Annotated in this window: 22 protein-coding genes; 7 read left to right on the plus strand and 15 right to left on the minus strand. The window is 69.8% G+C overall.

Annotated features, from left to right (window positions below):
• Both LH62_RS22595 and LH62_RS22600 read right to left on the minus strand, forming a co-directional pair.
• A complete protein-coding gene (locus LH62_RS22595) occupies positions 1-915 on the minus strand; it encodes a hypothetical protein (RefSeq protein ID WP_052214833.1) in 915 nt (304 codons plus the stop codon).
• A 113-nt stretch (positions 916-1,028) separates the two neighbouring features.
• Positions 1,029-1,748 (minus strand): response regulator transcription factor, encoded by a 720-nt coding sequence (locus LH62_RS22600; protein WP_043364409.1) that lies wholly within the window; start codon positions 1,746-1,748, stop codon positions 1,029-1,031.
• 363 nt (positions 1,749-2,111) lie between these two features.
• On the opposite strand from LH62_RS22600, the gene LH62_RS22605 reads away from it, so the two are divergent.
• Both LH62_RS22605 and LH62_RS22610 read left to right on the plus strand, forming a co-directional pair.
• Positions 2,112-2,786: an RraA family protein gene (locus LH62_RS22605; RefSeq protein ID WP_043364410.1), complete on the plus strand. Its 675-nt coding sequence runs from the start codon at positions 2,112-2,114 to the stop codon at positions 2,784-2,786.
• 90 nt (positions 2,787-2,876) lie between these two features.
• A complete protein-coding gene (locus LH62_RS22610) occupies positions 2,877-4,946 on the plus strand; it encodes a methyl-accepting chemotaxis protein (RefSeq protein WP_043364411.1) in 2,070 nt (689 codons plus the stop codon).
• Positions 4,947-4,958: 12 nt separating this feature from the next.
• Here LH62_RS22610 and tsaA read toward each other — a convergent pair whose 3' ends face one another.
• The 5 genes from tsaA to LH62_RS22635 are packed head-to-tail and all read right to left on the minus strand — an operon-like array spanning position 4,959 to position 9,082.
• Complete coding sequence (tsaA, locus tag LH62_RS22615; protein ID WP_052214834.1) at positions 4,959-5,414, minus strand: tRNA (N6-threonylcarbamoyladenosine(37)-N6)-methyltransferase TrmO; 456 nt, start codon at positions 5,412-5,414, stop codon at positions 4,959-4,961.
• A 36-nt stretch (positions 5,415-5,450) separates the two neighbouring features.
• The gene (locus LH62_RS22620; RefSeq protein ID WP_043364412.1) at positions 5,451-5,669 is read right to left on the minus strand and encodes a hypothetical protein; all 219 of its coding nucleotides are present in this window, start codon (positions 5,667-5,669) and stop codon (positions 5,451-5,453) included.
• Positions 5,654-6,898, minus strand: coding sequence for a CaiB/BaiF CoA-transferase family protein (locus LH62_RS22625; protein ID WP_052214835.1), 1,245 nt, complete (start codon positions 6,896-6,898; stop codon positions 5,654-5,656). The genes LH62_RS22620 and LH62_RS22625 overlap by 16 nt, the downstream gene beginning before the upstream one ends.
• A 22-nt stretch (positions 6,899-6,920) precedes the next feature.
• Positions 6,921-8,027, minus strand: a complete 1,107-nt coding sequence (locus LH62_RS22630; protein ID WP_043364414.1) for an amidohydrolase family protein — start codon at positions 8,025-8,027, stop codon at positions 6,921-6,923.
• Positions 8,024-9,082, minus strand: coding sequence for an amidohydrolase family protein (locus LH62_RS22635; protein WP_043364415.1), 1,059 nt, complete (start codon positions 9,080-9,082; stop codon positions 8,024-8,026). Before LH62_RS22635 ends, LH62_RS22630 begins: the two co-directional genes overlap by 4 nt.
• Before the next feature lie 149 nt (positions 9,083-9,231).
• Between LH62_RS22635 and LH62_RS22640 the strand changes: the two genes are divergently transcribed.
• Complete coding sequence (locus LH62_RS22640; protein ID WP_043364416.1) at positions 9,232-9,411, plus strand: hypothetical protein; 180 nt, start codon at positions 9,232-9,234, stop codon at positions 9,409-9,411.
• A 63-nt stretch (positions 9,412-9,474) separates the two neighbouring features.
• Positions 9,475-10,248: an SDR family NAD(P)-dependent oxidoreductase gene (locus tag LH62_RS22645; RefSeq protein ID WP_043364418.1), complete on the plus strand. Its 774-nt coding sequence runs from the start codon at positions 9,475-9,477 to the stop codon at positions 10,246-10,248.
• Here LH62_RS22645 and LH62_RS22650 read toward each other — a convergent pair whose 3' ends face one another.
• Positions 10,249-11,640, minus strand: a complete 1,392-nt coding sequence (locus tag LH62_RS22650; RefSeq protein WP_043364419.1) for a hypothetical protein — start codon at positions 11,638-11,640, stop codon at positions 10,249-10,251.
• 198 nt (positions 11,641-11,838) lie between these two features.
• Between LH62_RS22650 and LH62_RS22655 the strand changes: the two genes are divergently transcribed.
• On the plus strand, positions 11,839-12,525 hold the full coding sequence (locus tag LH62_RS22655; RefSeq protein WP_043364420.1) for an isochorismatase family protein: 687 nt from the start codon (positions 11,839-11,841) through the stop codon (positions 12,523-12,525).
• Between the two features lie 69 nt (positions 12,526-12,594).
• Here the strand turns inward: LH62_RS22655 and LH62_RS22660 are convergent, their stop codons facing one another.
• The 5 genes from LH62_RS22660 to LH62_RS22680 form a co-directional block, all read right to left on the minus strand.
• A complete protein-coding gene (locus LH62_RS22660; protein ID WP_043364422.1) occupies positions 12,595-14,007 on the minus strand; it encodes an NAD(P)(+) transhydrogenase (Re/Si-specific) subunit beta in 1,413 nt (470 codons plus the stop codon).
• Positions 14,008-14,011: 4 nt separating this feature from the next.
• Positions 14,012-14,413, minus strand: a complete 402-nt coding sequence (locus LH62_RS22665; protein ID WP_043364423.1) for an NAD(P) transhydrogenase subunit alpha — start codon at positions 14,411-14,413, stop codon at positions 14,012-14,014.
• 13 nt (positions 14,414-14,426) lie between these two features.
• The gene (locus LH62_RS22670; protein WP_043364424.1) at positions 14,427-15,584 is read right to left on the minus strand and encodes a Re/Si-specific NAD(P)(+) transhydrogenase subunit alpha; all 1,158 of its coding nucleotides are present in this window, start codon (positions 15,582-15,584) and stop codon (positions 14,427-14,429) included.
• Between the two features lie 124 nt (positions 15,585-15,708).
• Positions 15,709-17,085, minus strand: coding sequence for an AarF/ABC1/UbiB kinase family protein (locus tag LH62_RS22675; RefSeq protein ID WP_043364426.1), 1,377 nt, complete (start codon positions 17,083-17,085; stop codon positions 15,709-15,711).
• Positions 17,078-18,835 carry a M3 family oligoendopeptidase gene (locus LH62_RS22680; RefSeq protein WP_369796805.1) on the minus strand — a complete coding sequence of 586 codons (1,758 nt, stop codon included), beginning with the start codon at positions 18,833-18,835 and terminating at the stop codon, positions 17,078-17,080. The genes LH62_RS22675 and LH62_RS22680 overlap by 8 nt, the downstream gene beginning before the upstream one ends.
• Positions 18,836-19,032: 197 nt before the next feature.
• Here LH62_RS22680 and LH62_RS22685 point away from each other — a divergent pair, with 197 nt between their 5' ends.
• Positions 19,033-20,796: a long-chain fatty acid--CoA ligase gene (locus LH62_RS22685; protein ID WP_052214836.1), complete on the plus strand. Its 1,764-nt coding sequence runs from the start codon at positions 19,033-19,035 to the stop codon at positions 20,794-20,796.
• 12 nt (positions 20,797-20,808) lie between these two features.
• Complete coding sequence (locus tag LH62_RS22690; protein WP_043364427.1) at positions 20,809-21,657, plus strand: class I SAM-dependent methyltransferase; 849 nt, start codon at positions 20,809-20,811, stop codon at positions 21,655-21,657.
• Here LH62_RS22690 and aqpZ read toward each other — a convergent pair.
• Positions 21,585-22,451 carry an aquaporin Z gene (gene aqpZ, locus LH62_RS22695; RefSeq protein WP_144404607.1) on the minus strand — a complete coding sequence of 289 codons (867 nt, stop codon included), beginning with the start codon at positions 22,449-22,451 and terminating at the stop codon, positions 21,585-21,587. The two genes, LH62_RS22690 and aqpZ, sit on opposite strands and share 73 nt — an antisense overlap.
• A 164-nt stretch (positions 22,452-22,615) precedes the next feature.
• On the minus strand, positions 22,616-22,957 hold the full coding sequence (locus LH62_RS22700; protein ID WP_043364428.1) for a DOPA 4,5-dioxygenase family protein: 342 nt from the start codon (positions 22,955-22,957) through the stop codon (positions 22,616-22,618).
• Positions 22,958-22,981 lie beyond the last annotated feature (24 nt).

Below are 22,981 nucleotides of genomic sequence, written 5' to 3' on the forward strand. Positions count from 1 at the left end.
TCAGGCCCCGTCCTCCAGCCGCAGTACGCGGCTGTACAGTGCATGGCCGAGGACCTGCTCGGCAGCCAGCCCGGCCTTGCGCAGCGCAGCCGGGTCGAGGCCGGTGCCGAGGCCCATGGCGGCAAGCGCCGCGGCCAGGTCCTCGGCGCAGCAGAAGCCGCCGGCGCCGCCCAGCGCCGCATCCGCCTCGGTAAGGCCAGCCTCGATCGCGGCGAGGGTATTGGCGATGGCGGTGCCGCGGCGGTCGGAGAAGCGGGCGATGAAGCTGGCGGTCGGCAGGCCGCCATGCAGCCAGCCGATCAGGTCCCGGACACGGGGCGGTGTCGCCAGGCCCTCGTCGTCGGCGATGGCGATGCGGCCGATGCCGAACTCGGCGAGACGCTCGGCATCGGCCAGCACCCCGGCCGGCTCGGCGCCCTCGGCGAAGGCGGCGGCGATGCTGCCGCAGAGGGCGAAGCGGCCACCCGCCTGTTCGGCCATCGCGGCGAGGCTGGCCCAGCGGGCGGCGCGGTCCTCGCCGAACAGGGCCTGCGAGGCGGCATCGGTGGCGGCGATGGGCAGCAGCACCTCGTCCGGACCCCAGCCGCCATCCTGGGCGACGAGCGCGCGGCGAACGGCCATCAGGTCCGGGCAGGGCACCTGGAAGGCAAGGCCCGGATGGCGGGGCACGCCGCGCAGCAGCAGCTCGGCATCGGCGAAGAGGGGGAAGCGGGCGGGGTCGCGCAGGCTGGTGAGGCCGATGCGGCGGAAGCCGGCCGCGGCCAGGGCTGCGGCGAGGGAAAGGCGGGCCTCGCTCGGCAGCGGCCGCTCGATGGCCTCGCTCAGCAGGCATTCGCCGAGCGCGATGTCGGCGGCGGCAGGCGCCGCGCTGCCGGTGATCTCTTCCAGCTCGGCGGCACTGGGCAGGTCACTCATCGGGCGTTCTCCGGCGGGCGGAGGGTGCTGCGGGCTCCGCCAACCCGCCCGAGACTGCGGCCCGGCCAGTGGGCTGGCAAGATGCGCCCGAGGGCGCATCCCCGAGGGGCTTCTCAGACGTGGCCGATGCCGAGGGCGGCGGCGGCGAGCTTGTAGCCGCCCACCTCGGTCAGCAGCAGGCGGAGCTGGGTGGGATCAGGCTCGATCTTCTGGCGCAGGCGATACACATGCGTCTCGAGCGTGTGGGTGGTGACGGCGCTGTTGTAGCCCCAGACCTCGTTGAGCAGCACCTGGCGGGCGACGGGCTTGCCGCCGGCGCGGTAGAGGAATTTCAGGATCGCGCATTCCTTGTCGGTCAGGCGGATCCGGCGGTTGCGGCCCGTCTCCGTCAGCGTGCGGGCGCTCGGGCGGAACATGTAGGGGCCGATGGCAAAGGTGGCGTCCTCGCTGTTGTCGAAGAGTCGGAGCTGGGCGCGGACGCGGGCCAGCAGCTCCGGCAGGCGGAAGGGCTTGGCGATGTAATCGTTGGCGCCGGAATCGAGGCCGCGGACGACGTCCTCCTCGCCATCGGCGCCGGTCAGCATGATGACCGGCATGCGACGGCCTTCACGGCGGAGCTTGGCGCAGAACTCGCGGCCGTCTGCATCGGGTAGGCCGATGTCGAGCAGGATGGCATCGTAGCGCGCATTGGCGTCGGCAAGCTTTGCTTCCGCCTGGCCGGCGCTGCCCGCTTCGTCGGCGGTGAAGTCGCCGTTGAGCGCGAGCTGTTCGGCCAGCGTGGCGCGCAGGGCGGCATCGTCCTCGACGATCAGGATGGGGCGCGGCGTGGTCATCGAAGCCTCCGGCAGGGGGGGGTGGGCAGCAAGAACTCGTTTGGCTTTCGGCCAGGGAGGTTTTTCAACCCTCCACATTCATTACTTGCCCGGTCTGGGTACACAACTAGGCAATCCGCGATGTCCGGACACGATGCTGTTAAATAACGACCATGGCGATACAGTGTCCCGGTATCATGCCGCCGTTTGCCTTACGGCTGCCTCACGGAACGACAACGTCACAGTTCCGGTACGTGCCGCGAAGCCAAGGGATGCAGCAGCTTTGTCTGCGCACGCTAATTTGACTGCATATGAGCGTCTGCTCGACAGCGCCCGCAGGCTCGGCATGATGCGGGCGGCACGACCCGAAGGGGGAAACAGCACATGACACTCGGCTTCCGCATCCGGCCGGTGACCGGCCGCATCGATCCGGCGCTCTGCGCCCGCGCAGCCGCCATCCCGGCGGCGAATATCGGCGATGTGGTCAACCGCATGCAGACCATGCGCGGCGGCTTCCGCGCCTTCGGCGGCAAGCTCGTCGTGGCGGGGCCGGCCTTCACCGTGCGGGCACGTTCGGGCGACAACCTGATGCTGCATCGGGCAATTGACATGGCGGAGGCCGGCGACGTCATTGTTGTCGATGCCGGCGGCGACCTCGACATCGCCATCACCGGCGAGCTGATGATGGGCTGGGCGGCGCGGCGGGGAATCGCCGCCGTCATCGTCGATGGTTCGGTGCGGGACGCAGCGCAGCTCGGCGAATTGCCGATCGGCATCTGGGCGCGGGGCATCACGCCATCGGGCCCCTACAAGGACGGCCCTGGGGAGATCGGCTATCCGGTCGCCTGCGGCGGGCAGGTGGTGATGCCGGGCGATCTCGTCATGGCGGACGAGGATGGCGTCGTCGTGCTGCCGGCCGCGGATGCGGCGGAGGCGATCGCGGCCGCCGAGGGGCACCAGGCGAAGGAGGCCATGGCGCAGCAGGCGATCGATGGCGGGACCTGGGAGCGGGACTGGGTGATCGCCTCGCTGCGGGCGAAGGGCTGCGGCGGGCTCTGAGGGCGGCCGTGCCGGGCACGGCCCGGATGACATTTATACGTTTCGTAACCTGACGGGGCATAGCCTGGCCTGGACCAGAAGGAGCAGGCCATGCGCGTCCGTACCGTCTTCCTTGCCGGCTTTCTTGCGGTTTCGCTGCCCGGCTTGGTGGCGATGGCTTGGCTTGCCGGCACCGCCTGGGACCGCTGGAACGAGGCCAGATCTGCCCAGGCCAGCATGCAGGTCATCAGCGCGCTGCAGCGGGCGCAGACCGCGGTCGTCAGCGAGGCCGGGCTGCTCCTGGCCGCAACCCTCTCCGCCGAGCCGGACCGCGCGGGGCTGGCTCGCAGCGCGGCGGCGACCGATGGACTGCTGGATGCGGCGCAGCGACGCCTCGACGACTGGGGCAGCCCTGCCCGGGCGCCGGCCGACGCCCGGACCGCCCTCGCCGGCCTTCGCCTGCGGATCGAGGGACAGTTGGACCGGCCGCCTGCGGAGCGGGACCCTGCCGTCAGGCAGGAGGTTCTCGCACGGCGGCAGGCGCTGTCCAATGACCTGGCGCAACAGGCCGAAGCCGCCGCGAAGCGGACGGTGATCCAGGCGCCCTCGCTCGCCACGGTGATCGACATCGCCGTGGAAACCATGTCGATGCGCGACGTGGCGGGAGGCCGCAACCTGATGATGAACAATTGGGTTGCCGGCCAGCCCATCCCGCTCGGCGACTACGCCACGGCAGAGCGGCAGAGCGGGCGGGTTGGCCAGGCCTGGGACAACATCAAGCGGAAGCTTGCCATGCTGCCAGAGGCGCCGCGCCTCCAAGAGGCCGGGGCGAAGCTACGGGAGGCCTACGAAGGCCGCCACGCTCCCCGCTGGGAACAGATGATGGAATGGGGCCGGGCGCGGGCGAGCGGCGCCGCGGTGCCACCCTGGCCAGAGACAGTCCCCGCCTTCCGCGCCTGGAGCGTGCCGGCCTTGGCAGACATCATCCTGCTGCGCGACGCGGCGCTGGACCAAGCGCTGGCGGACAGCGCAGGCCTCGCGGATGCCGGCCGCGCCGGGCTGCTGCTGGCGCTCGCGCTCCTCTTCGCGGGGGCCCTCGCCATGCTCGGCACGGCCTGGATGCTGTTCCGGCGGGTGGTCCGGCCGATCCAGCGCATGACCGGCACGGTCGAGCGCATCGCCGCCGGCGAGCTGCACCTCGCCGTGCCGTGCCTCGGGCGCCGGGACGAGCTGGGCACGATGGCGGAAGCGGTCGAGACCCTGCGCACCGCCTCCATCGAGCGCGAGGCAGCCGTGGCGGCCCGCCTCGCGGAGCGAGCGGCGAAGGCCGAGCAGGCGGAGCGGGTCGGCGCCCTGGTGCGGGGCTTCGAGGCGGAGGCGGCGGCGATGCTCGGCACCGTGGCCTCGGCCGCGACCGAACTCGACCGGACGGCCGGCGAGATGACTGCGGTGGCGCAGGCCGGCATGGTGCGGGCCACCGCCGTCGCCGGCGCCACCGGGCTGGCGAGCAGCAATGTGCAGGCCGTCGCCGCCTCGGTAGAGGAATTGTCCGGCTCCATCGCCGAGGTGGCCCGTCAGGTCGGCGCGGGCGCCGCCGTCGCGCGACGGGCAGCGGATCAGGCGCGCGAAACGGATGCCACGGTGCAGGGCCTGGCCCAGGCGGCGCAGCGCATCGGCGAGGTGGTGCGGCTGATCAGCGACATCGCGGGCCAGACCAACCTCCTGGCGCTGAATGCAACAATCGAGGCGGCGCGGGCAGGCGAGGCCGGCAAGGGCTTCGCCGTCGTGGCCTCGGAAGTGAAGGCGCTCGCCGGGCAGACGGCGCGGGCAACGGAGGAGATCGGTGCGCAGATCGCCGCCATGCAAGGCGAAACGGTGCGCACGGTGGATGCCATCGCCAGCATCGCCCGGATCATAGAAGCGATCGACACAACCAGCGCGGCTGTCGCGGCAGCGACAGATGAGCAAGCGGCCGCAACCTGCGAGATCGGCCGCGCGGTGGCCGAGGCGGCCTCCGGCACTGGCGAGGCGGCGACCCATGCAGTGGGCATGCAGGACGAGGCGGAGCGCACCGGGGCCTCGGCTGGCCATCTGCGAGAGGCCTCGGGAGAGCTTTCCCGGCAGGCCGAGTTGATGCGCCATACCGTCGGTGCCTTCCTCGAGCGGCTGCGGGCTGCGTAATGCAGCGCCGGGTCAGGATGGGGTGCGCGGCGCAAGCCATCCCATGCTGGCTGCCGGTTCGGCATCGACCGTCGGGAGATAGGGCTTGATGTCAAGCAGCGGCGTGCCGCTGGCGCAGTCGAGGTTGCGGATAAGCAGCACGCCGGGCCCGTCGAACCCCTCGAATTGCACGACGGAGAGGGCGATGGGGTTGGGCCTGACCGGGGCGCGGGTGGCGAATACGCCGCGCGGACCGGCGGCGAAGCGAGGGGTGATGGCGAGAGGCGCCGGCCGTGCCAGATGCATCCAGTAGAGCAGGATCAGGTGCGAGAAGCTGTCAAGCTGATCGAGTCCGGCGCGGAACTCCTCGCCGACGACGGCACGGCAGAGCGGGCGCGGGTTGGGCAGGCGGCCGTTGCGGGGGCAATCAGCCGGGCTCGGCCAAGGCGTCTCGAGATGGCCGATGGGGGTGAGGGTGAAGCCGGGCACTCGGGAAGCATAGGCATCGCCGCATGCCGCGGCGAGTCAGCGGGCCTGGATGTAGGGGTTGGGCGGAATGACGGGCGTCGTCGTCGGGCTGCGATTGGGCAACGGCGCGCGGATGCCGGGATCGACGCCGGCTTCGGGCCGGAGCAGGCCGGTATTGGCCGGGGCCGCCTCGCTGCGGATGAGACCGCCGGGGCGGTCCTCATGCGGCGTGCAGGCGGCGAGCAGGGACAGGGCGAGGATCACCGGGAGGCGCATGCAGCAGTAACGTCCGGCGCGGTTGCCGGTTCGGCGGCGCGGACGGCGCCGCTCGCCAGCAATGCAGCGATCTCCGGCTCGGCATAGCCGGCCTCCTGGAGGATCGCGGCGCTTTGCTCGCCGAGGCGCGGAGCCGGAGCGCGTTCGCCAGCCGGGTTGGCGGAGAAGGCGAAGGGTATGGCCATGCGGGTGAGCGAGCCCTCGGTCGGGTGCTCCTCGCGGCCGAAGAAGCCGGTTGCCCGGAGATGCGGGTCCTCGAAGACGCTTTCCAGCGTGTGGACGGGCGTCACCGGCAGATCGGCGGCGGCGAGGAGTTCCATCCATTCGGCGGTGGTGCGGGTCAGGAATTCCTCGGCGAGCATGGCCAGCACCTCGTCGATATGGCGGGTGCGGGTGGCGTGGCTGGCGAAGCGCGGGTCGGTCGCCACCAAGTCGGGCCAGCCGACGGCGGCGCAGAAGCTGCGCCATTGCCGGTCGTTGTAGATCATCGTGCAGACATGGCCGTCCCGCGTGCGGTAGGGGCGGCGGTCGGGCGAGAGCAGGCGGCCATAGCCGCCGGCATCGAGCGGCGGGTCGAAGGTCTTGCCGCCGAGATGGTCGCCGAGGACGAAGTTCAGCATCGTCTCGAACATCGGCACCTCGACCAGCTGCCCCTCCCCACCCCGCTCGCGGTGGACCAGCGCCGCGTTGATGGCGCCGAGGGCGGCGAGGCCGGTGATGCGGTCCGCCATGGCGAGCGGCGCATAGCGCGGGGTGCCGTCGCCGGTGCGGGATTGCAGATGGGCGATGCCGGCGGCGCCCTGCATCAGGTCGTCATAGGCCGGGCGCGGGGCGTAGGGGCCGGATTGGGCGTAGCCGAGCACCGCGGCGTAGACGAGGCGCGGGTTGACGGTGCGCAGCGCCGGGTAGTCGAGGCCGAGGCGGGCCATGGCCGCGGGGCGGATATTGGTCACGAGCACATCGGCGGTGCGGGCCAGGCGCAGCAGCACCTCGCGCGCCTCCGGCCGCTTCAGGTCGAGGGCGATGCTGCGCTTGCCGCGGTTGATGGTGAGGAACATGCCGCCCATCCCGGGACTGCGGCCGGGGCCGATAAGGCGGACCATGTCGCCTTCCGGCGCTTCCACCTTGGTGACTTCAGCCCCCATCTCGGCCAGGAGCTGGGTGCAGTAGGGGCCGACGAGGACGGTCGTCAGGTCGAGCACGCGGATGCCCGCGAGTGGTCCGGGCATGCGGCCGGTTCCTCCGATATGGTTAGCGCAGGCCGTACACCGCCCGGGCATTGTCGGCCAGGATCGCCCGGCGCTCCGCCTCGCTCAAGGGTAGCTTGAAGGCGTAGCGCGGGTCGTCGCTGTCCCAATGCGGGTAGTCGGTGGCGAAGAGCAGGCGGTCGCGGCCGATCCAGTCGATCAGCGTGCGGAGATGTTCGGGGCGCTCCGGCTCCTCGACCGGCTGGGTGGTGAACCAGAGATGCGACTTCAGGTAGTCGGAGGGCTTGCGCTGCAGGTGCGGCACCTCCGAGCGCAGGCTTCGCCACAGCCCGTCCATGCGCCAGCCGAGCGAGGGCACCCAGCCGAAGCCGCCCTCGATGATAACGACCTTCAGCCGGGGGAAGCGGTCGAAGACGCCTTCCAGGATGAAGCTGGCGCAAAGCGCAGCCATGCTCATGGCAACCGCCTGGTGCTCCTCGAAATAGAAGCTCGGCCAGCCGCCGCCGGTCACCGGATGGCCGCTGGTGCCGAGGCTGTGCAGGCCGAGCGGCAGGCCGTGATGCTCGGCGGCCTCGTAGATTGGCCAGTAGCGTTGGCGGCCGAGCGGCTCCAGCGCCCGCGACACCATGGCGACCTGGACGAAGTCGGGCTGACCGGCCCAGCGCTCGATCTCGCGGACCGAGGCGGCGGCGTCTTCGCCGGGGACGCAGATCGTGGCCTTGAGGCGGGGCTCGCGGGCGGTCCAGTCCTCGCGCATCCAGTCGTTGACGGCACGGCTCAGCGCCTCGGCGAAGCCCGGGTTGCGCTCGTCCATGCCGCGGGCGGCGAGCGGCTGGAGCATGCCGTATTCGATGTCGAGAAGGTCGAGATGCTGCTCGCGCATGAATTCAAGGTCGGAGCCGGGCGGGCCGCCGCCGGGCGGCCAGGAATCGTAGCGCGAGAGGGCGGGCGTCGCCTTCGGATAGGGGTGGCCGGTGGCGAAGGGCTGGCGCAGGCGTAGGCCGTATTCCTGCCGGTGGCGGCGCCAGCGCTCCGGCAGCCAGCGGTCGAGCACGGCCAGGTCGCGCGGCGCCGGGTGTATGTCGCAATCGATCAGGCGAAGGCGGGAAGCGGCGGGCGCCTCCTGGCGGGGCAGCGTGCTGGTGCTCATGCGACGCACTCCTTCAGCCGGGGATAGATCGCCAGGGCATTCTCCCGCAGCACCTTGCGGTGCAGCCGGGCGGGCAGGCCGGGGGGCAGCGCCCCCCCGCCGTCGAAACGCGCATGCGGGTAGTCGGTGGCGAAAAGCAGCATCTCGTCGCAATCGATCATCTCAAGCAGCGCCGCCATCTCGCCCGGGTCCTCCGGCGCATCGGCGGGCTGGATGGAGATGCGGATGCTCTCACGCAGGATCTCGGCCGGCGAGCGGTCCACCCAGGGGATTTCCTGGCGCATGGCGCGCCACATCTTCACCCCGCGCCAGAGGAAGTTCGGCACCCAGCCGAAGCCGCTCTCCAGCAGCACCACCTTCAGCGCGGGATATTTGGTGAAAGCCCCCTCCCCGATCAGGCTGAGCAGCTGGCTCTGGAAGGTCTGGGCGAAAACGGTGTGGTCCTCGATCATGTAGGTCGGCCAGCCATTCGCGGTCGGGGCGTGGCGGGCGGCACTGCCGGCATGGATGGCGATGGGCAGGCCGTGGCGCTCGGCGGCGGCCAGGATCGGCCAGTTGACGCGGCGGCCGATCAGCGTCTCGGCGCTGCCGAGGAGCAGCACATGGACGAAGCGCGGGTCGGCGGCGCGGCGCTCGATCTCCTCCACCGCCAGCGCGGGGTCTTCGGCCGGGATGAGGATGCCGGCGCGCAGCCGCGGCTCGGCGTCGAGCCAGTGGGCGGCGACCCAGTCATTGGCGGCGCGGCAAAGGGCGGCGGCGAGATCGGCATTGTGCAGTGCGGGCGCCCCGAAGAGCGGGTTGCAGATGCCGATCGCGGTGCCGAAGGGGTCGAGCGCCTCGCGCCGCATCGCCTCGACGGTGGCGCCGGCGATGCCCTTCGCATCGCGCCAGTCGGTGCGGGCGGTCAGCGGGGCGCCGCGGGGGTAGAGGGCGAGGTCGAGGTCGTCGATGCCGCGGCTGGCGATCACCTCGCGCCAGAAGGGTTCGAGATGCGGCAGCAGGGCCTGGCAACCGGGCAAAGCCGGGTGCAGGTCGACATCGATGGCGCCATCCATGCCCTGTTTCCTCTCCCCTTGGTGGGGATGCTGCACCCCGGCCGGAAGGGTGGTCAACGATCGGGATCGGAGGGCACCAACGGGCGGTTAATCTTCTACCGTTACTTCCACCAGGGCGTGAGACACCGCCTTCGAGGAAAGCTGAACGGATGAGCCTCCCCTTCCCGCCCACACCGGCCCTGATCCTGCTGTCAGCCGTCCTGGGGCTGCTGCTGCCCGTGCCGATGGTGCTGGCGTTCGGCCTGATCCTCGCGCTCGGCTTCGCCATCGACATGGCGGCCCTGCGCCGGCAGGCGGCGCCGGCTCTGCTGCAGCTCCACGAGCGGTAGGGCACAAGCCTTACGCCGGCGACAGAGTCAGGCCTAGGATCGTCTCCAAGGCGGGAGGATGCGATGGCCGAGGCAGCACCGGGCAATCTGGGCGAGTATGGGCTGGCGGGGAAGGTCGCTGTCGTCACTGGCGGCAGCAGCGGCATCGGCGCCGCCACCGTCCGGCGCCTCGCCGCGGCAGGCGCGACCCTCGCCATAGGCTACAATGCCGGGGCGGAGCGCGCGACGAGCCTGATCGCCGGCTTGCCGGGCGCGGGGCATATCGCCCTGCCCACGCCGATGGAGGACAGCGACGCCCTGCGTGCCGCCGCCGCCGCAGTGGAAGCGAGGCTCGGCCGCTGCGACGTGCTGGTGAACTCCGCCGGTGCCACCCGCGCCGTCCCGCATGCCGATCTCGACGGGCTGGACGATGCGCTGATCGACCGCGTGCTGGTGACCAATGTGCGCGGCCCCTTCGCTACCATTCGCGCCTTTGCCCCATTGTTGCGGCGGAGCGGGGATGGGGTGATCGTCAACATCTCCTCGCTCGCGGCGCAGAAGGGCTCCGGCAGCAGCATCATCTACGGCGCCTCCAAGGCGGCCCTCGATACGATGGGAATGGCCTTGGCACGGGTCCTGGGGCCGGAGGTCCGGGTGCTCACCATCTCTCCCGCAGCGGTCGCCACCGATTTCGTGCCGGGGCGCAGCCGGGCGGCGGTGGAGAAGCAGGCGGCCGCTTCGCCGCTGCGGCGGGTGACGGAAGCCGATGACGTGGCGCTCGCCATCATGGGTGCCATCACCCACCTGCGCCTGAGCACGGGCACCGCCATCCTGGTGGATGGCGGGGTCCACCTTTGATCAGCCGGTGCCGCCGGCGCCGGCTAGCCCGCCGTCCTGCTGGCTCGTCGGCGCCCGCAGTTTCGGCCGCAGCACGACCAGGGCGACGAAGAGGCTGAGCCAGAGCAGCCGCGCCTGGTAGCGGTCGGCCAGGCCCGAGAGGCCACCCGTGACCGCCGCATTGCCGATCACCGCCGCGATCATCAGCACGGCCAGGGCCAGTTCCGGCAGCGACCAGCCACGGCGGAAGGCCAGCACCAGCAACCCGACCAGGCCTAGGCAGAAGGCCCCGACATGCAGAGGCGTCAGCCGCTGTGCGAAGGGAAGAAGCTCGCCCAACTGCTGCCGGGAGTCGATATAGGCGCCGTGCTCTCGCGGGAAGTAGCGCGCGATCAGCGGCTCCGGCCCGGGCAGGTTGCGCCACGGCCCGAGCCCGTCGCCGCTGGCGGTGGTGACGAGCTGGTGCAGCGTATTGCGCGCGGCATCGGTCAGCACGCCGACGGGGTTCTCCGCGATGACGCCACGGATGATGGCCCGCGCCTCCTGCGTCCAGACCTTGGGCCCGCCGAGATCGGTGTAGAGCGGCCCGTCGAGTGTCCAGAGGAAGAGATTGTGCTCAGTTCCGATCCGGTCGAGCGCGCCGCAGATGCGGAAGCCGATCTCCGGGCAGCGCCGCTCGAGATAGTCGCGGCCGGCGCCGTCGAAGATCAGCCGCGTCGCCAGGAAGACCGAACCGAAGGGCGACACCGAGATCACCCGATGGGCGAGGAAATTCACCGCCAGCAGCGCAACCACGGCGAGCGCGGTCGGCGCCAGCATGCGGCCCAGGCCACGCATCGCCGGCACTGCCCCGCGGCCGACGCCGAGCAGCAGCGCCGAAACCGCGGCCAGGCCGATGGCGAAGGGGATATGGCTCTGATGCACCATCACCGCGAGGGTAGTGAGGCCAAGCAGGTAGAAGCGTTCACCACGCCCGAGCGCCCGCCAGTGGAAACCCATCAGCCAGATGCAAAGCATCACGACGCCGGTGAAGAAATCCGGCATGATCTGCGCAGTAACGAAGGGCAGGCCGGTCAGCATCGCCAGCGCGGCGGCGGAGATCACCAGCGGCACCGGCCCCGGCTGGCGCTGCACCCGCAGCACCAGGTGCAACAGATGCGCCACCATCAGCCCCTGGCCGATCACCACTGGCCAGAGCGAGACCCGCCAGTGCAGCGCATGGATGAAGAGGCTGTAGAAGGGCGGCCGGTCCCAGCCGACATAGCCCATCAGGGCTTGGCCGAGATAGGTGCCGGTATCGGCGAAGACCAGCGGATAGCCGTTCCAGATTGCCGGCCAGACCAGCAGGATGGCGGCCAGGCCGATGGCCCAAGGCGGGGTCGTTTCGGCGCTGGATGCGCCTCCTGACGTCAACGGCAACGGAACCGCTGACAGGTTCTGTGGTTGCATCCCATCGGGCATTGTCGTTGCGCTCGGCTGGTGGGATCTCCCGGGTAACGCTGCAAACGTTGGGAGTCATTTATCAGATTGTTGATAAACAGGAACGTGATGATCGTTAAATGGCACGTCACGTGCTTGCAAGCTGGTGCACATCTCAACGAGGGTCAGCCCATGCGCCGCACCGTCCCGCTTGCCGCCCGGCCGGAGCCGATCGCCGTCATCCCGGAGGAGACGGCACTGATCGTCGTCGATATGCAGAACGCCTATCTCTCTCCAGGCGGCTATATCGATCTGGTGGGGTTCGATGTCGGCGGCGCTCCGCCCGTGATCGAGGAGACGGGGCGGGTGATTGCCGCCTGCCGGGCTGCCGGCATCCTAGTCATCTACCTCCAGAACGGCTTCTCGCCAGACCAGCGTGAGGCGGGTGGCCCATCGGCTCCGGTCTGGCACAAGTCCAACGCCTTGAAATTCATGCGTGCCAACGAAGCCTTTGCCGGCACGCTCATCACCCATGGCACCTGGGACCATGCGATCGTCGATCCGCTGGCGCCGCAACCGGGCGACATCGTCGTGCCGAAGTCGCGCTACAGCGGCTTCGCCGGGACAGGGCTGGAGCAGATCCTCGCCTCGCGGCGGATCAGGACGGTGCTGGTGGCGGGGGTCGCCACCAATGTCTGCGTCGAGAGCACGATCCGGGATGCGTACCACCGGGAGTTCTTCCCGGTGATGGTGACCGACGCGACCATGGCGGCCGGCGGAGCGGCAGCGCAGGAAGCGACAGAATTCAATGTGGAAAAATTCTTCGGGTGGCTGGCCACCGGGGCCGAGGTACGCGCGGCCCTCTTGAACAACCAATAAAAAGGCCGGGGAGAAGGTACTCTCCCGTTGGGGGCAGTGCCCCCAACCCCTCGTCTATTTCTATGAGTGTCAGTCACGCTGGAGGGCCTGGACGATCTCTTGTGTGACCTTCTTGGCGTCGCCGAAGAGCATCATCGTGTTGGGGCGGAAGAACAACTCGTTGTCGACGCCGGCATAGCCGCTCGCCATGCCGCGCTTGATGAAGAAGACGGTCTTCGCCCGCTCCACGTCGAGGATCGGCATGCCGTAGATCGGGCTGGACTTGTCGGTCTTCGCCGCCGGGTTCGTCACGTCATTGGCGCCGATGACGAAGGCCACATCGGCCTCGGCGAATTCCGGGTTGATCTCCTCCAGCTCCTTCACGTCCTCATAGGGGACGTTGGCCTCGGCCAGCAGCACATTCATATGCCCGGGCATGCGGCCGGCAACGGGGTGGATGGCGTATTCCACCTGCGCGCCTTCCTTCTTGAGCAGATCGCCCATCTCCCGCAGCACCTGCTGGGCCTGGGCCACCGCCATGCCGTAGCCGGGCACGACGATGATCTTCTGGGCATTCTTCATGATGTAGGCGGCATCCTCCGGGCTGCCGGCCTTTACCGGGGCCCGGTCGCCCGCCGCACCGCCTGCGGCCGCGGCACCACCTGTATCCGTACCGAAGCCGCCCATCAGCACGTTGATGATGCTGCGGTTCATGCCCTTACACATGATGTAGGACAGGATGGCACCCGAGGCGCCAACCAGCGCGCCGGTCACGATCAACAACAGGTTGCTGAGGGTGAAGCCAATGCCCGCCGCCGCCCAGCCGGAATAGCTGTTGAGCATCGAGACGACGACCGGCATGTCGGCACCGCCGATCGGGATGATCAGCAGGAAGCCAAGTGCGAAGGCGAGGATGGCGATCAACCAGAACAGCGCCGCGCTGCCCGAGGCGACGAAGCCGATGATCAGCACCACCAGCAGGATGCCTAGGCCGAGATTCAGCCAATGCTGGCCCTTGAAGGTGATCGGCGCGCCGGACATCAGCGCCTGCAGCTTGGCGAAGGCGATCACCGAGCCGGAGAAGGTGATTGCGCCGATGGCGAGGCCGAGCGACATCTCGACCAGCGAGCCGCCATGGATCTCGCCGGCATGGCCGATGCCGAAGCTCTCCGGCGCATAGAAGGCGGCAGCCGCGACGAAGACCGCCGAAAGGCCAACCAGCGAGTGGAAGGCGGCGACCAGCTGCGGCAGCGCCGTCATCTGGATGCGGGAGGCGATATAGGCCCCTGCCCCGCCGCCGATGGCCAGCGCCAGGATGATCAGCCCGACCCCGCCGCCGCCCATCCCCGGGCGGAGCAGGGTGGCGACGATGGCGATGCCCATGCCGACCATGCCGTACAGGTTGCCCTGCCGCGAGGTGGTCGGGTGGGAGAGGCCGCGCAGCGCCAGGATGAAGAGGACGGCGGCGACGAGATAGGCAAGGGTCGAGAGTGTTGCGGCCACGGTCTCAGCCCTTCTTCTTCGACTGGAACATGGCCAGCATCCGGCGCGTCACGATGAAGCCGCCGAAGATGTTCACCGCGGCCAGCGCCGCGGCCAGAAAGCCGAAGACCTGCGCCGCGAGGCTCTCGCCGAGGCCCGTCGCCAGGATGGCGCCGACCACGATCACCGAAGAGATGGCGTTGGTGACGCCCATCAGCGGGCTGTGCAGCGCCGGCGTCACGTTCCACACCACGTAGTAGCCGACGAAGCAGGCCAGCAGGAAGATCGTCAGCAGGAAGAGGAAAGGGTCGGCCGCGGCGGCAACCGGCGCGACATGCGCCTCGGCGAGGATGCGTGCCTGCTGCGCCAGTTCCAGCGCGCGTTGCGCCGTGGCGCTGGCCTGGTTGGCCAGGTCGGTGGGATTCATCGCTCGGGTCTCCTCAGGCGGCCTGGGCGGGGGCGAGGCTCGGGTGGATCACGGCGCCGCCACGGGTCAGCAGCACGCCCTTCACGATCTCATCGCTCTCCGGCAGCTTCGGCGCCTTGGCCTCCTTGTCCCAGAAGGTTGTCAGGAAGGTCAGCAGGTTGCGCGCGTAGAGGGCAGAGGCGGCGGCCGGGATGCGACCGGGCCAGTTGGAATGACCAAGGATCGTCACGCCGTTCTCGGTGGTGACCGTCTCGCCGGGCTTGGTCAGCGCCACGTTGCCGCCGGCATCGGAGGCGATGTCGACGATGACGCTGCCGGGCTTCATGCTGCGTACCATCTCCGCCGTTACCAGGGTCGGCGCCTTGCGGCCCTGCACCAGCGCAGTGGTGATGACGATGTCCTGCTTGGCGATATGAGTCGCCACCACCTCGGCCTGCCTAGCGTAGAAATTGGCCGAGAGCTGCTTGGCGTAGCCGCCGGCCGTTTGGGCTGCCTTGCTCTCCTCGTCCTCGTAGCCGACGAAGCTGGCGCCGAGGGACTTGATCTCCTCCTTGGCAGCCGGGCGCACATCGGTGGCGGAGACGCGGCCGCCAAGGCGGCGGGCGGTGGCGATCGCCTGCAGCCCGGCGACGCCCGCGCCCATGACGAAGACATTAGCGGCCGGGATGGTGCCGGCGGCCGTCATCAGCATGGGGAAGCCGCGGTCGAAGGCGGCGGCAGCCTCGATGACGGCGCGGTAGCCGGCGAGGTTGGCCTGGGAGGAGAGGATGTCCATGCTTTGCGCGCGGGTGATGCGCGGCAGCAGCTCCATCGCGCCGGCATCGATGCCAGCCTTGGCAAAGGCGGCCGCCATCTCGGGCGTCGCCTGAAGCTGGCCGAGCAGGAGGGCGCCGCGGGGAATGAGGGAGAGTTCATCTGTTTCGCCCTCGCCGGCGGCAAGCGGGGCGCGCACCTTCAGCACGATGGCGGCGCCCTGGAGGGCGGCGGCGGTGTCCGGGGCGATCTCGGCGCCGGCGGCGGTGTACTCGGCATCGGGGATGCCGGCGCTGAGGCCGGCCCCGGCCTCGACGGCGACCGTGAGGCCGAGGGCGATGAATTTCTTCACCGTCTCCGGCGTGGCGGCGACCCGGGTCTCGGCCGGGCGGCGTTCCTTGAGCACTGCAAGTCGCATGCGGGTCTCCCCCTTCGGCGGCGGAACATGCGCATGCGATCGCGGGGAGGCAAGATGGAATGTCCGAGGCCTGGCCACGGATCTGGGCGAACCCATGCCCAAGCCCGTGGAACGGGCGGCCCGCCTATTTGGCGACGGCGCCCGCCATTGCGGCCGGAACCCCGGCCTCCCTCAGCCCGGAAGCCTGGCGCTCGGTCAGCGCCGCCTCGGAGAAGTCCTGGGCCAGTTCCATGAACATCTGGTGCCAGTTGATCTGCGCCCGGAGCCGCAGGAAGACGCTGCCGAGGCCGACCGCGGCGCGGTCCATCAGCGGGAATTCGCGCGGGATGCGGACACCGCCGGTGCGCTTCAACCCCTCATGCACCTTGGCCGCCATCTTGCGGCCATATGACATGTCGTCGACCTCCTGGATCGGGCGGACGCGGTCCTGCACCAGCGGCTCGTAGAGGAACTTCGCCCAGACGCTCAGCACCTCCATCGTTTCCTTGGAAAGGTTGCGGAAGCCCCAGATCCGGTAGGCCTCGGCCGCCTTCTCGTCATCGCCGTCGCGCACCGCCTCGTAGAGCAGGATCACGCCGCCGACGAAGCTCGGCGGGAAGACGCGGATGGTGCCGAAATCGAGAAGGTTGATGCCTTCGCGGTCCGGGCGCACCTGGTAGTTGCCCAGGTGCGGATCGCCATGGATGACGCCGTACTGGTAGAAGGGCTTGTACCAGGCGCGGAACAGCGCCCGCGCATAGGCATTGCGCTCCTCGAGCGGCGGGTCTTCCTCAAGCCGCTTGATGATGGCGCGGCCGTCGAGCCAGCTCATCGTCAGCAGGCGCTTGGTGCAAAGGTCTTCGACCGGCTCGGGGATGGAAACGTCGGGCGTGTCCCGCATCATGATGCCGTAGAGGCGCATCTGCGAGGCCTCGCGGAGGTAGTCCAGCTCCTCGCGCAGCCGGTCGCACATCTCCTGGTAGACCTCGCCATTGTCGAGGGCGCTGTCCATCCGGCGGTAGAGGCTGACGGCGAGCTTCAGCTGGCGGAGATCGGCCTCCACCACGCTCGGCATGTCCGGGTATTGCAGCTTGCAGGCGACCTCCCGCCCGTCCGGCAGGGTCGCGCGATGGACTTGGCCCAGGCTGGCGGCGGCGGCGGCCTCGCGGCCGAAGCTGGCGAAGCGCCGCTCCCAGGTCGGGCCGAGCTCGGAGGCCATGCGGCGGCGGACGAAGGGCCAACCCATCGGCGGGGCGTTGGACTGGAGCGTCGCCAGCTCCTGCGCATACTCCTCCGGCAGGGCGTCAGGGACGGTCGAGAGGAACTGCGCGACCTTCATCAGCGGGCCCTTGAGGCCGCCGAGGATCGCCTTCAGATCCTCCGCATGCGCCGTCTTGTCGGTTTTCACGCCGAAGAAGCGCTCCCCGGCGACGCGGGCGGCGATGCCGCCGACGGCGCCGGAAGTGCGCGCCATCCGGCGCAGTTCGCCGAAGATGGTGCTGTCGGGGCTGCGCTCAGACATCCTGTTCCAATTCATCGATGAAGCCGGCGATGACGTCGAGACCGCGCTGCCAGAAGGCCGGGTCGGAGGCGTCGAGGCCGAAGGGGGCCAGCAGCTCGCGGTGGCGGAGGGTGCCGCCAGCGCGCAACAGGTCGAGATACTTGCGCTCGAAGTCGGGCACGCGGCCCTCACGGTAGACGCCGTAAAGGGCGTTCACCAGGCAATCACCGAATGCGTAGGCGTAGACATAGAAGGGCGAATGGATGAAGTGCGGGATATAGGCCCAGTAGACGCCGTAATCTTCGGTGAAGTCGAAGGCAGGGCCGAGGCTCTCGCGCTGTATCTGCATCCAGAGCGCGACGATGCGCTCGGCGGAAAGCTCGCCGCGGCGGCGCTCGTCATGCAGCAGGGTCTCGAAGCGGTAGAAAGCGATCTGCCGCACCACCGTGTTCAGCATGTCCTCGACCTTGCCGGCCAGCATCAGGCGGCGCCGCTTCGGGTCCTGCTCGGCATCGAGCAGGCCGCGGAAGGTCAGCATCTCGCCGAAGACGGAGGCGGTTTCGGCGAGGGTCAGCGGCGTGCCGGAGAGCAGGTAGCCCTGGTCGCCGGCGAGCACCTGGTGGACGCCATGGCCGAGCTCATGAGCCAGCGTCATCACGTCGCGCGACTTGCCGTGATAGTTGAGCAGAAGATAGGGATGTGCGCTCGGCACGGTCGGGTGTGCGAAGGCGCCGCTGGCCTTGCCGGGACGGAGCGCGGCGTCGATCCAGGGCCGGTCGAAGAAACGGCCGCCGATCTCGGCCAGTTCGGGACTGAAGGCGCGGTAGCTGTCGAGCACCGTCCGCACGGCATCCGGCCAGGCGATGGTCCGGTCCTGCTCCTCGGGCAAGGGCGCGTTGCGGTCCCAGTGCTGGAGCTTGGGCAAGCCGAGCCACTTCGCCTTCATGGCGTAGTAGCGGTGGGAGAGGTGGGGGAAGCTGTCGCGCACCGCCGTTACCAGCGCGTCCACCACCTCGTCCTCGACCATGTTGGCGCGGTTGCGCGAAGAGCCGGGCCGCGGATAGCGGCGCCAGTTGTCGATGATCTCCTTGTCCTTGGCCAAGGTATTGGTGATCAGCGAGAACAGGCGAACCTGGCCGCCGAAGGCCGCGGAGACGCCCTCGGCCGCGGCGGCGCGCACCGAGCGGTCGCGGTCGGAAAGGCGGTTGAGGGCGGCGGAGACGGTCAGTTCCTCGTCACCAATCCGCACCTGCATGTTGGCGATGGTCTCGTCGAACAGGCGGTTCCAGGCGGCGCGGCCGGTAACCTCCTTTTCGTGCAGCAGCTTCTCCACCTCGTCGGACAGCTGATGCGGGCGGAAGACGCGCAGGTCGCGGAGCCAGGGCTGCCAGCGGGCGAGCGCAGGGCTGCCGGCGAGCTTCCGCTCGATCTCGGCATCCTCCAGCCGGTTCAGCTCAAGCGTGAAGAAGAGCAGGTGGCTGCTGATCGCCGTCACCCGCTCCTGCAGGGTTTGATAAAAGCGGCCATTGGCCGGGTCGGTGGCGTCGCCGGCGAAGATGAGCTGCCCGAAGCTCATGGCGCGGCCGAGCACCTCCTCGATCCGCTCATACCGTCCGATCGCCTCGGCGAGGGCGTCACCGGAGAGGCCGCCGAGCTTGCCGGACAGGCGGGCGGCGAAGGCCTTGCCCTCTTCCTCCGCCCGGTCGAGATCGGCGGCGAGGCGTGGATCCTCGGGCGAGGCATAAAGGTCAGAGAGGTCCCAGACCGGCAAGGGCGGGCCCACCTCGCCGCCGGCATCAAGGGGTGAAAGGACAGCCCCAGAGAGAGGGGCCAGGCGGGTGGTCCCGGCGGCGGCGGCATCCGCGGCGGCCTGGGGCGGGGGCGATTGGGGCTCGGCTCGGGTCACGGCATTGCATATATGGCGCGGACAGGCAGGGCCAAGCCACGAAGCAGGGGGGAGCACGCGGAATGCCGGATATCGGTCCCAGCCAGGCGGGTGCCTTTGCCGGCAGCCCGGGCGAGACGCCCTGGAGCAGCCTGCCCTGGATGCTGCTCGACATCGCCCGTCAGCGGCCGAACCGGCCCATGGTGCGCTACTGGCGACAGGGCGGCTGGCAGCGGCTGAGCTGGGGAGAATTCGCCCTTGGCGTCGCCAGCACCGCTGCCTGGCTGCGCGGCGCCGGCGTCATGCCGGGCGACCGGGTGCTGCTGGTCAGCGAAAGCCGCCCGGAATTCAACATCGCCGATGTGGCGCTGATGGCGATCGGCGCCGTCACCGTGCCGACCTACACCACCAATACCGAGGCGGACCACGCGCATATCCTGCGCGATTCCGGGGCGCGCATCGCCATCGTCTCCTCGCCCGCCCTGGCGATGCGAGTGGCGAAGGCGGCGCCGGCGGGGCTCGACCTGCTGATCGGCCTCGACGCGATGCCGCCCGAGGGGGCGGCCGCGCGCATCGCCCACTGGCCGGAGTTGCTGGCGGAACCAGGCGACCTGCCGCTGCTGATGGCGGAGGCGGAGCAGATTCCAGACGGCCGCCTCGCCTGCCTGATCTACACCTCCGGCACCGGGGGTACGCCGCGCGGGGTGATGCTGCCGCACCGGGCGATGCTGGCCAACCGCGACGGCGTGGCGGCGCTGGCCAAGCGGCTCCGGCTGGACGGCACGGTCTACCTCTCCTTCCTGCCGCTCTCGCACAGCTATGAACATACCGTCGGCGTCTTCCTGCTGCCCTCGCTCGGGGTGGAGGTGGTGTATTCGCGCGGGGCCGACCGGCTCTCGGCGGAGTTCCAGGAATTCCGCCCGAGCATCATCACCGCCGTGCCACGGCTCTTCGAGGTGCTGCGCGGCCGGATGCTGGCGCAGGTCGAGAAGGAAACGCCTTTCCGCCAGCGGCTCTTCCATCGGGCGCTGGCGCTCGGGCTGAAGCGGGCGGATGGTGGGCGCCTCTCCCTGCTGGAGCGGGTGCAGGATGCGGTGCTGGAGCGGCTGGTGCGGGAGAAGGTGCGGGCACGCTTCGGCGGCAGCCTCCAGGCGATGGTGTGCGGCGGGGCGCGGCTCGATCCGGATCTCTCCGGCTTCTTCATCGGCTTCGGCCTGCCGCTGATCCAAGGCTATGGCCAGACGGAGGCGGGGCCGGTGATCGCGGTCAACCCGCCCTGGGACAATGTGCGGCGAACGGTAGGCTACCCTCTGCCGGGGGTGGAGGCGCGGGTCGCCGAGGATGGCGAGCTGCTGGTGCGCGGGCCGCTGGTGATGGACGGCTACTGGGGCAACCCGACGGCGACGGCGGCGGCGATCCGCACCGTCGAGCCCGGCGAGGCGCCGTGGCTGCATACCGGCGACGTGGCGCGGATCGAGGACGGGCGGATCACCATCACGGACCGCAAGCGGGACTTCATAAAGACGCTCGGCGGCGACATGGTGAGCCCGGCCAAGCTGGAATCGCTGCTGATGGCGGAGCCGGAGATCGCCCAGGCCGTCGTCGCCGGCGAGGGGCAGCCGGGCGTCGTCGCCCTGCTCGTGCCGGCCGAGGGTCAGGAGGCGGGGCTCGCCCAGGCGGTGGCGCGGGTGAATGCGCGGCTCTCCAACATCGAGCGCATCCGCCGCTGGGGCATGGCGCCGGCCGCCTTCTCGGTGGAGAACGGGCTGCTGACGCCGACCATGAAGGTGAAGCGCCGGGCCGTGCTGGAGCGCCATGCGGCGGAGATCCAGGCGCTCATCAAGTAGCGGAGGGCTGGCATGACGCAGGAAGGACCGAACGCGGCGCAGGCCGCCTACTGGAACGGGCCAGCGACGCGGGCCTGGGCGCGGGAGCATGAGCGGATCGACGCCCGCTTCGCGCCGATACTCGACCTGCTGCTGGCACGGGCGGCCCCGCGTCCCGGCGAGCATGTGCTCGATATCGGCTGCGGCAGCGGCACCTCGACCATTGCCCTGGCGGAGCGGGTCGGCCTTGGTGGGCGAGTGCTGGGCGTCGATATCGCCGCGGAATCGGTCGAGGTCGCGCGGCGGCGGATCGCGGCGGCGGGGCTCGTCCAGGCCGAGGCGCTGCTGGCCGATGCAGCGGCGCACCCTTTCCCGCCTGGTGGTTTCGACCTGCTGGCTTCGCGTTTCGGGGTGATGTTCTTCGAGGAACCGGTAGCAGCCTTCGCCCATCTGCGGGCGGCGCTGAGGCCGGGGGCGCGCCTGGTGCTGGCGGCCTTCCGCGCCGCCGCCGAGAATGCCTGGACGACCGGCGCCGCGGCGGCGATGCGGGACCTGATCCCGCCCCAGCCTTCGCCTGGGCCGGAGGAGCCTGGGCAATTCGCCTTCGCCGATCCGGCGCGGGTGGAGCGCATCCTGCATGGCGCCGGCTTTGCCGAGGTGGCGCTGGCGCCGGAGGATGTGCCGATCCGGCTTGGTGCCGATGCGGCCGAGGCGACGGACTTCGCTATGACGCTCGGCCAGGTCAGCCGGGCGCTGCAAGGCGCGCCGGTTGAGATGCGGGAGGCTGTGCGGCACCGCCTCCTCGCCTTTTACCGGGCCATGGAAGGGCCCGGCGGGGTGGTGATGCCCGCGGCCATCTGGCTGGTGACGGCGCGGGGCTGAGCCCAGGTCAGCGCGGCTGGCGCGCCGGCATGGGGGCGAGGGCTTCCGGCTCGGCGGTCAACGCCTCGGCTGCCGCCACGGCGCGGTCGATGGCATCGGCGGTTTCCTCCGTGCTCAGCCAGCGATGCAGCAGGCCACCGGCAATCCCCCCCCAGAATGGGCGCCACCCAGAACAGCCAGAGCTGCTGCAAGGCGAGGCCGCCCAGCACGAAGGCGGGGCCGGTGCTGCGGGCCGGGTTCACGCTGGTGTTGGTGACCGGGATGCTGATCAGGTGGATCAGCGTCAGGCAGAGGCCGATGGCGATCGGAGCGAAGCCCGGCGGTGCGCGCATCGAGGTGGCGCCGAGGATGACGACGAGGAAGAAAAAGGTCATCGCCACCTCGATGACGAAGCCCGAAACCATGTCGAACTTCCCGGGCGAGGCGTCGCCGAAGCCGTTCGCCGCCAGCCCCTTCACCGCCAGGTCGAAGCCCGGCTGCCCGGAGGCGATGGCGTAGAGCAGGAAGGCGCCTGCCACGCCACCGATCACCTGGGCACCGATATAGGGCAGCGCCTCCGAGGCCTGGAAACGGCCGGCGGCGACCAGGCCGCAGGTAACGGCCGGGTTCAGGTGGCAGCCGGAAATATGGCCGATCGCAAAGGCCATGGTCAGCACGGTCAGCCCGAAGGCGAATGAAACCCCTAGCAGGCCGATGCCGACATCCGGAAAGGCTGCGGCAAGCACGGCACTTCCACACCCCCCGAGCACAAGCCAGAACGTGCCGAGAAATTCTGCGACAAGTTTGCGAGACATGGGATGACCTCCCGGTGAGGCCGCCGGGGATACGGCGGCGTCCGGGCCGAAATTGTATACGGATGACCAAAGAATAAGTCGAAGCTCGCGAAAATCTGTTCTTGTTGCCCGGAAACTCTCAATGTGACGTAAAGTGGCGGAGGCGCCGACTAATCGTCATTTGGCTATTCGGGCAGGATCTCCAGCCTCAGCGGCAGCACCGCGCCCATCCAGAGCGCATGGGCGGAGTGGTCGGCGCGGGCGCGGCCGGTTTCTGGGTGGAGAAGGATGGTGAGGCCGGCGCGGTTCAAAGCGAGAAAGGGCAGGAGACCAGGCAATAGGTCGGGCGCGAAAGCAACTTGGTACATAGCCCCCGGATGCGGGCCGACCGGAGCATCGTGCCAGCGGCCGAGCACCGCCGCGGGGAAGCGGGCGGCGATCGTCTCGCGCAGTGCCGCGGCGGTGATGCGGGTGGAGACCGGATCGTAGTAGACATGGGCATGCCAGCCGGTGACCACCTCGCTCATCGCCCCCCCCCCCTTCATGCCGGG

Origin of the sequence: Belnapia sp. F-4-1, assembly GCF_000802185.1 — a bacterium.
Lineage (GTDB): Bacteria > Pseudomonadota > Alphaproteobacteria > Acetobacterales > Acetobacteraceae > Belnapia.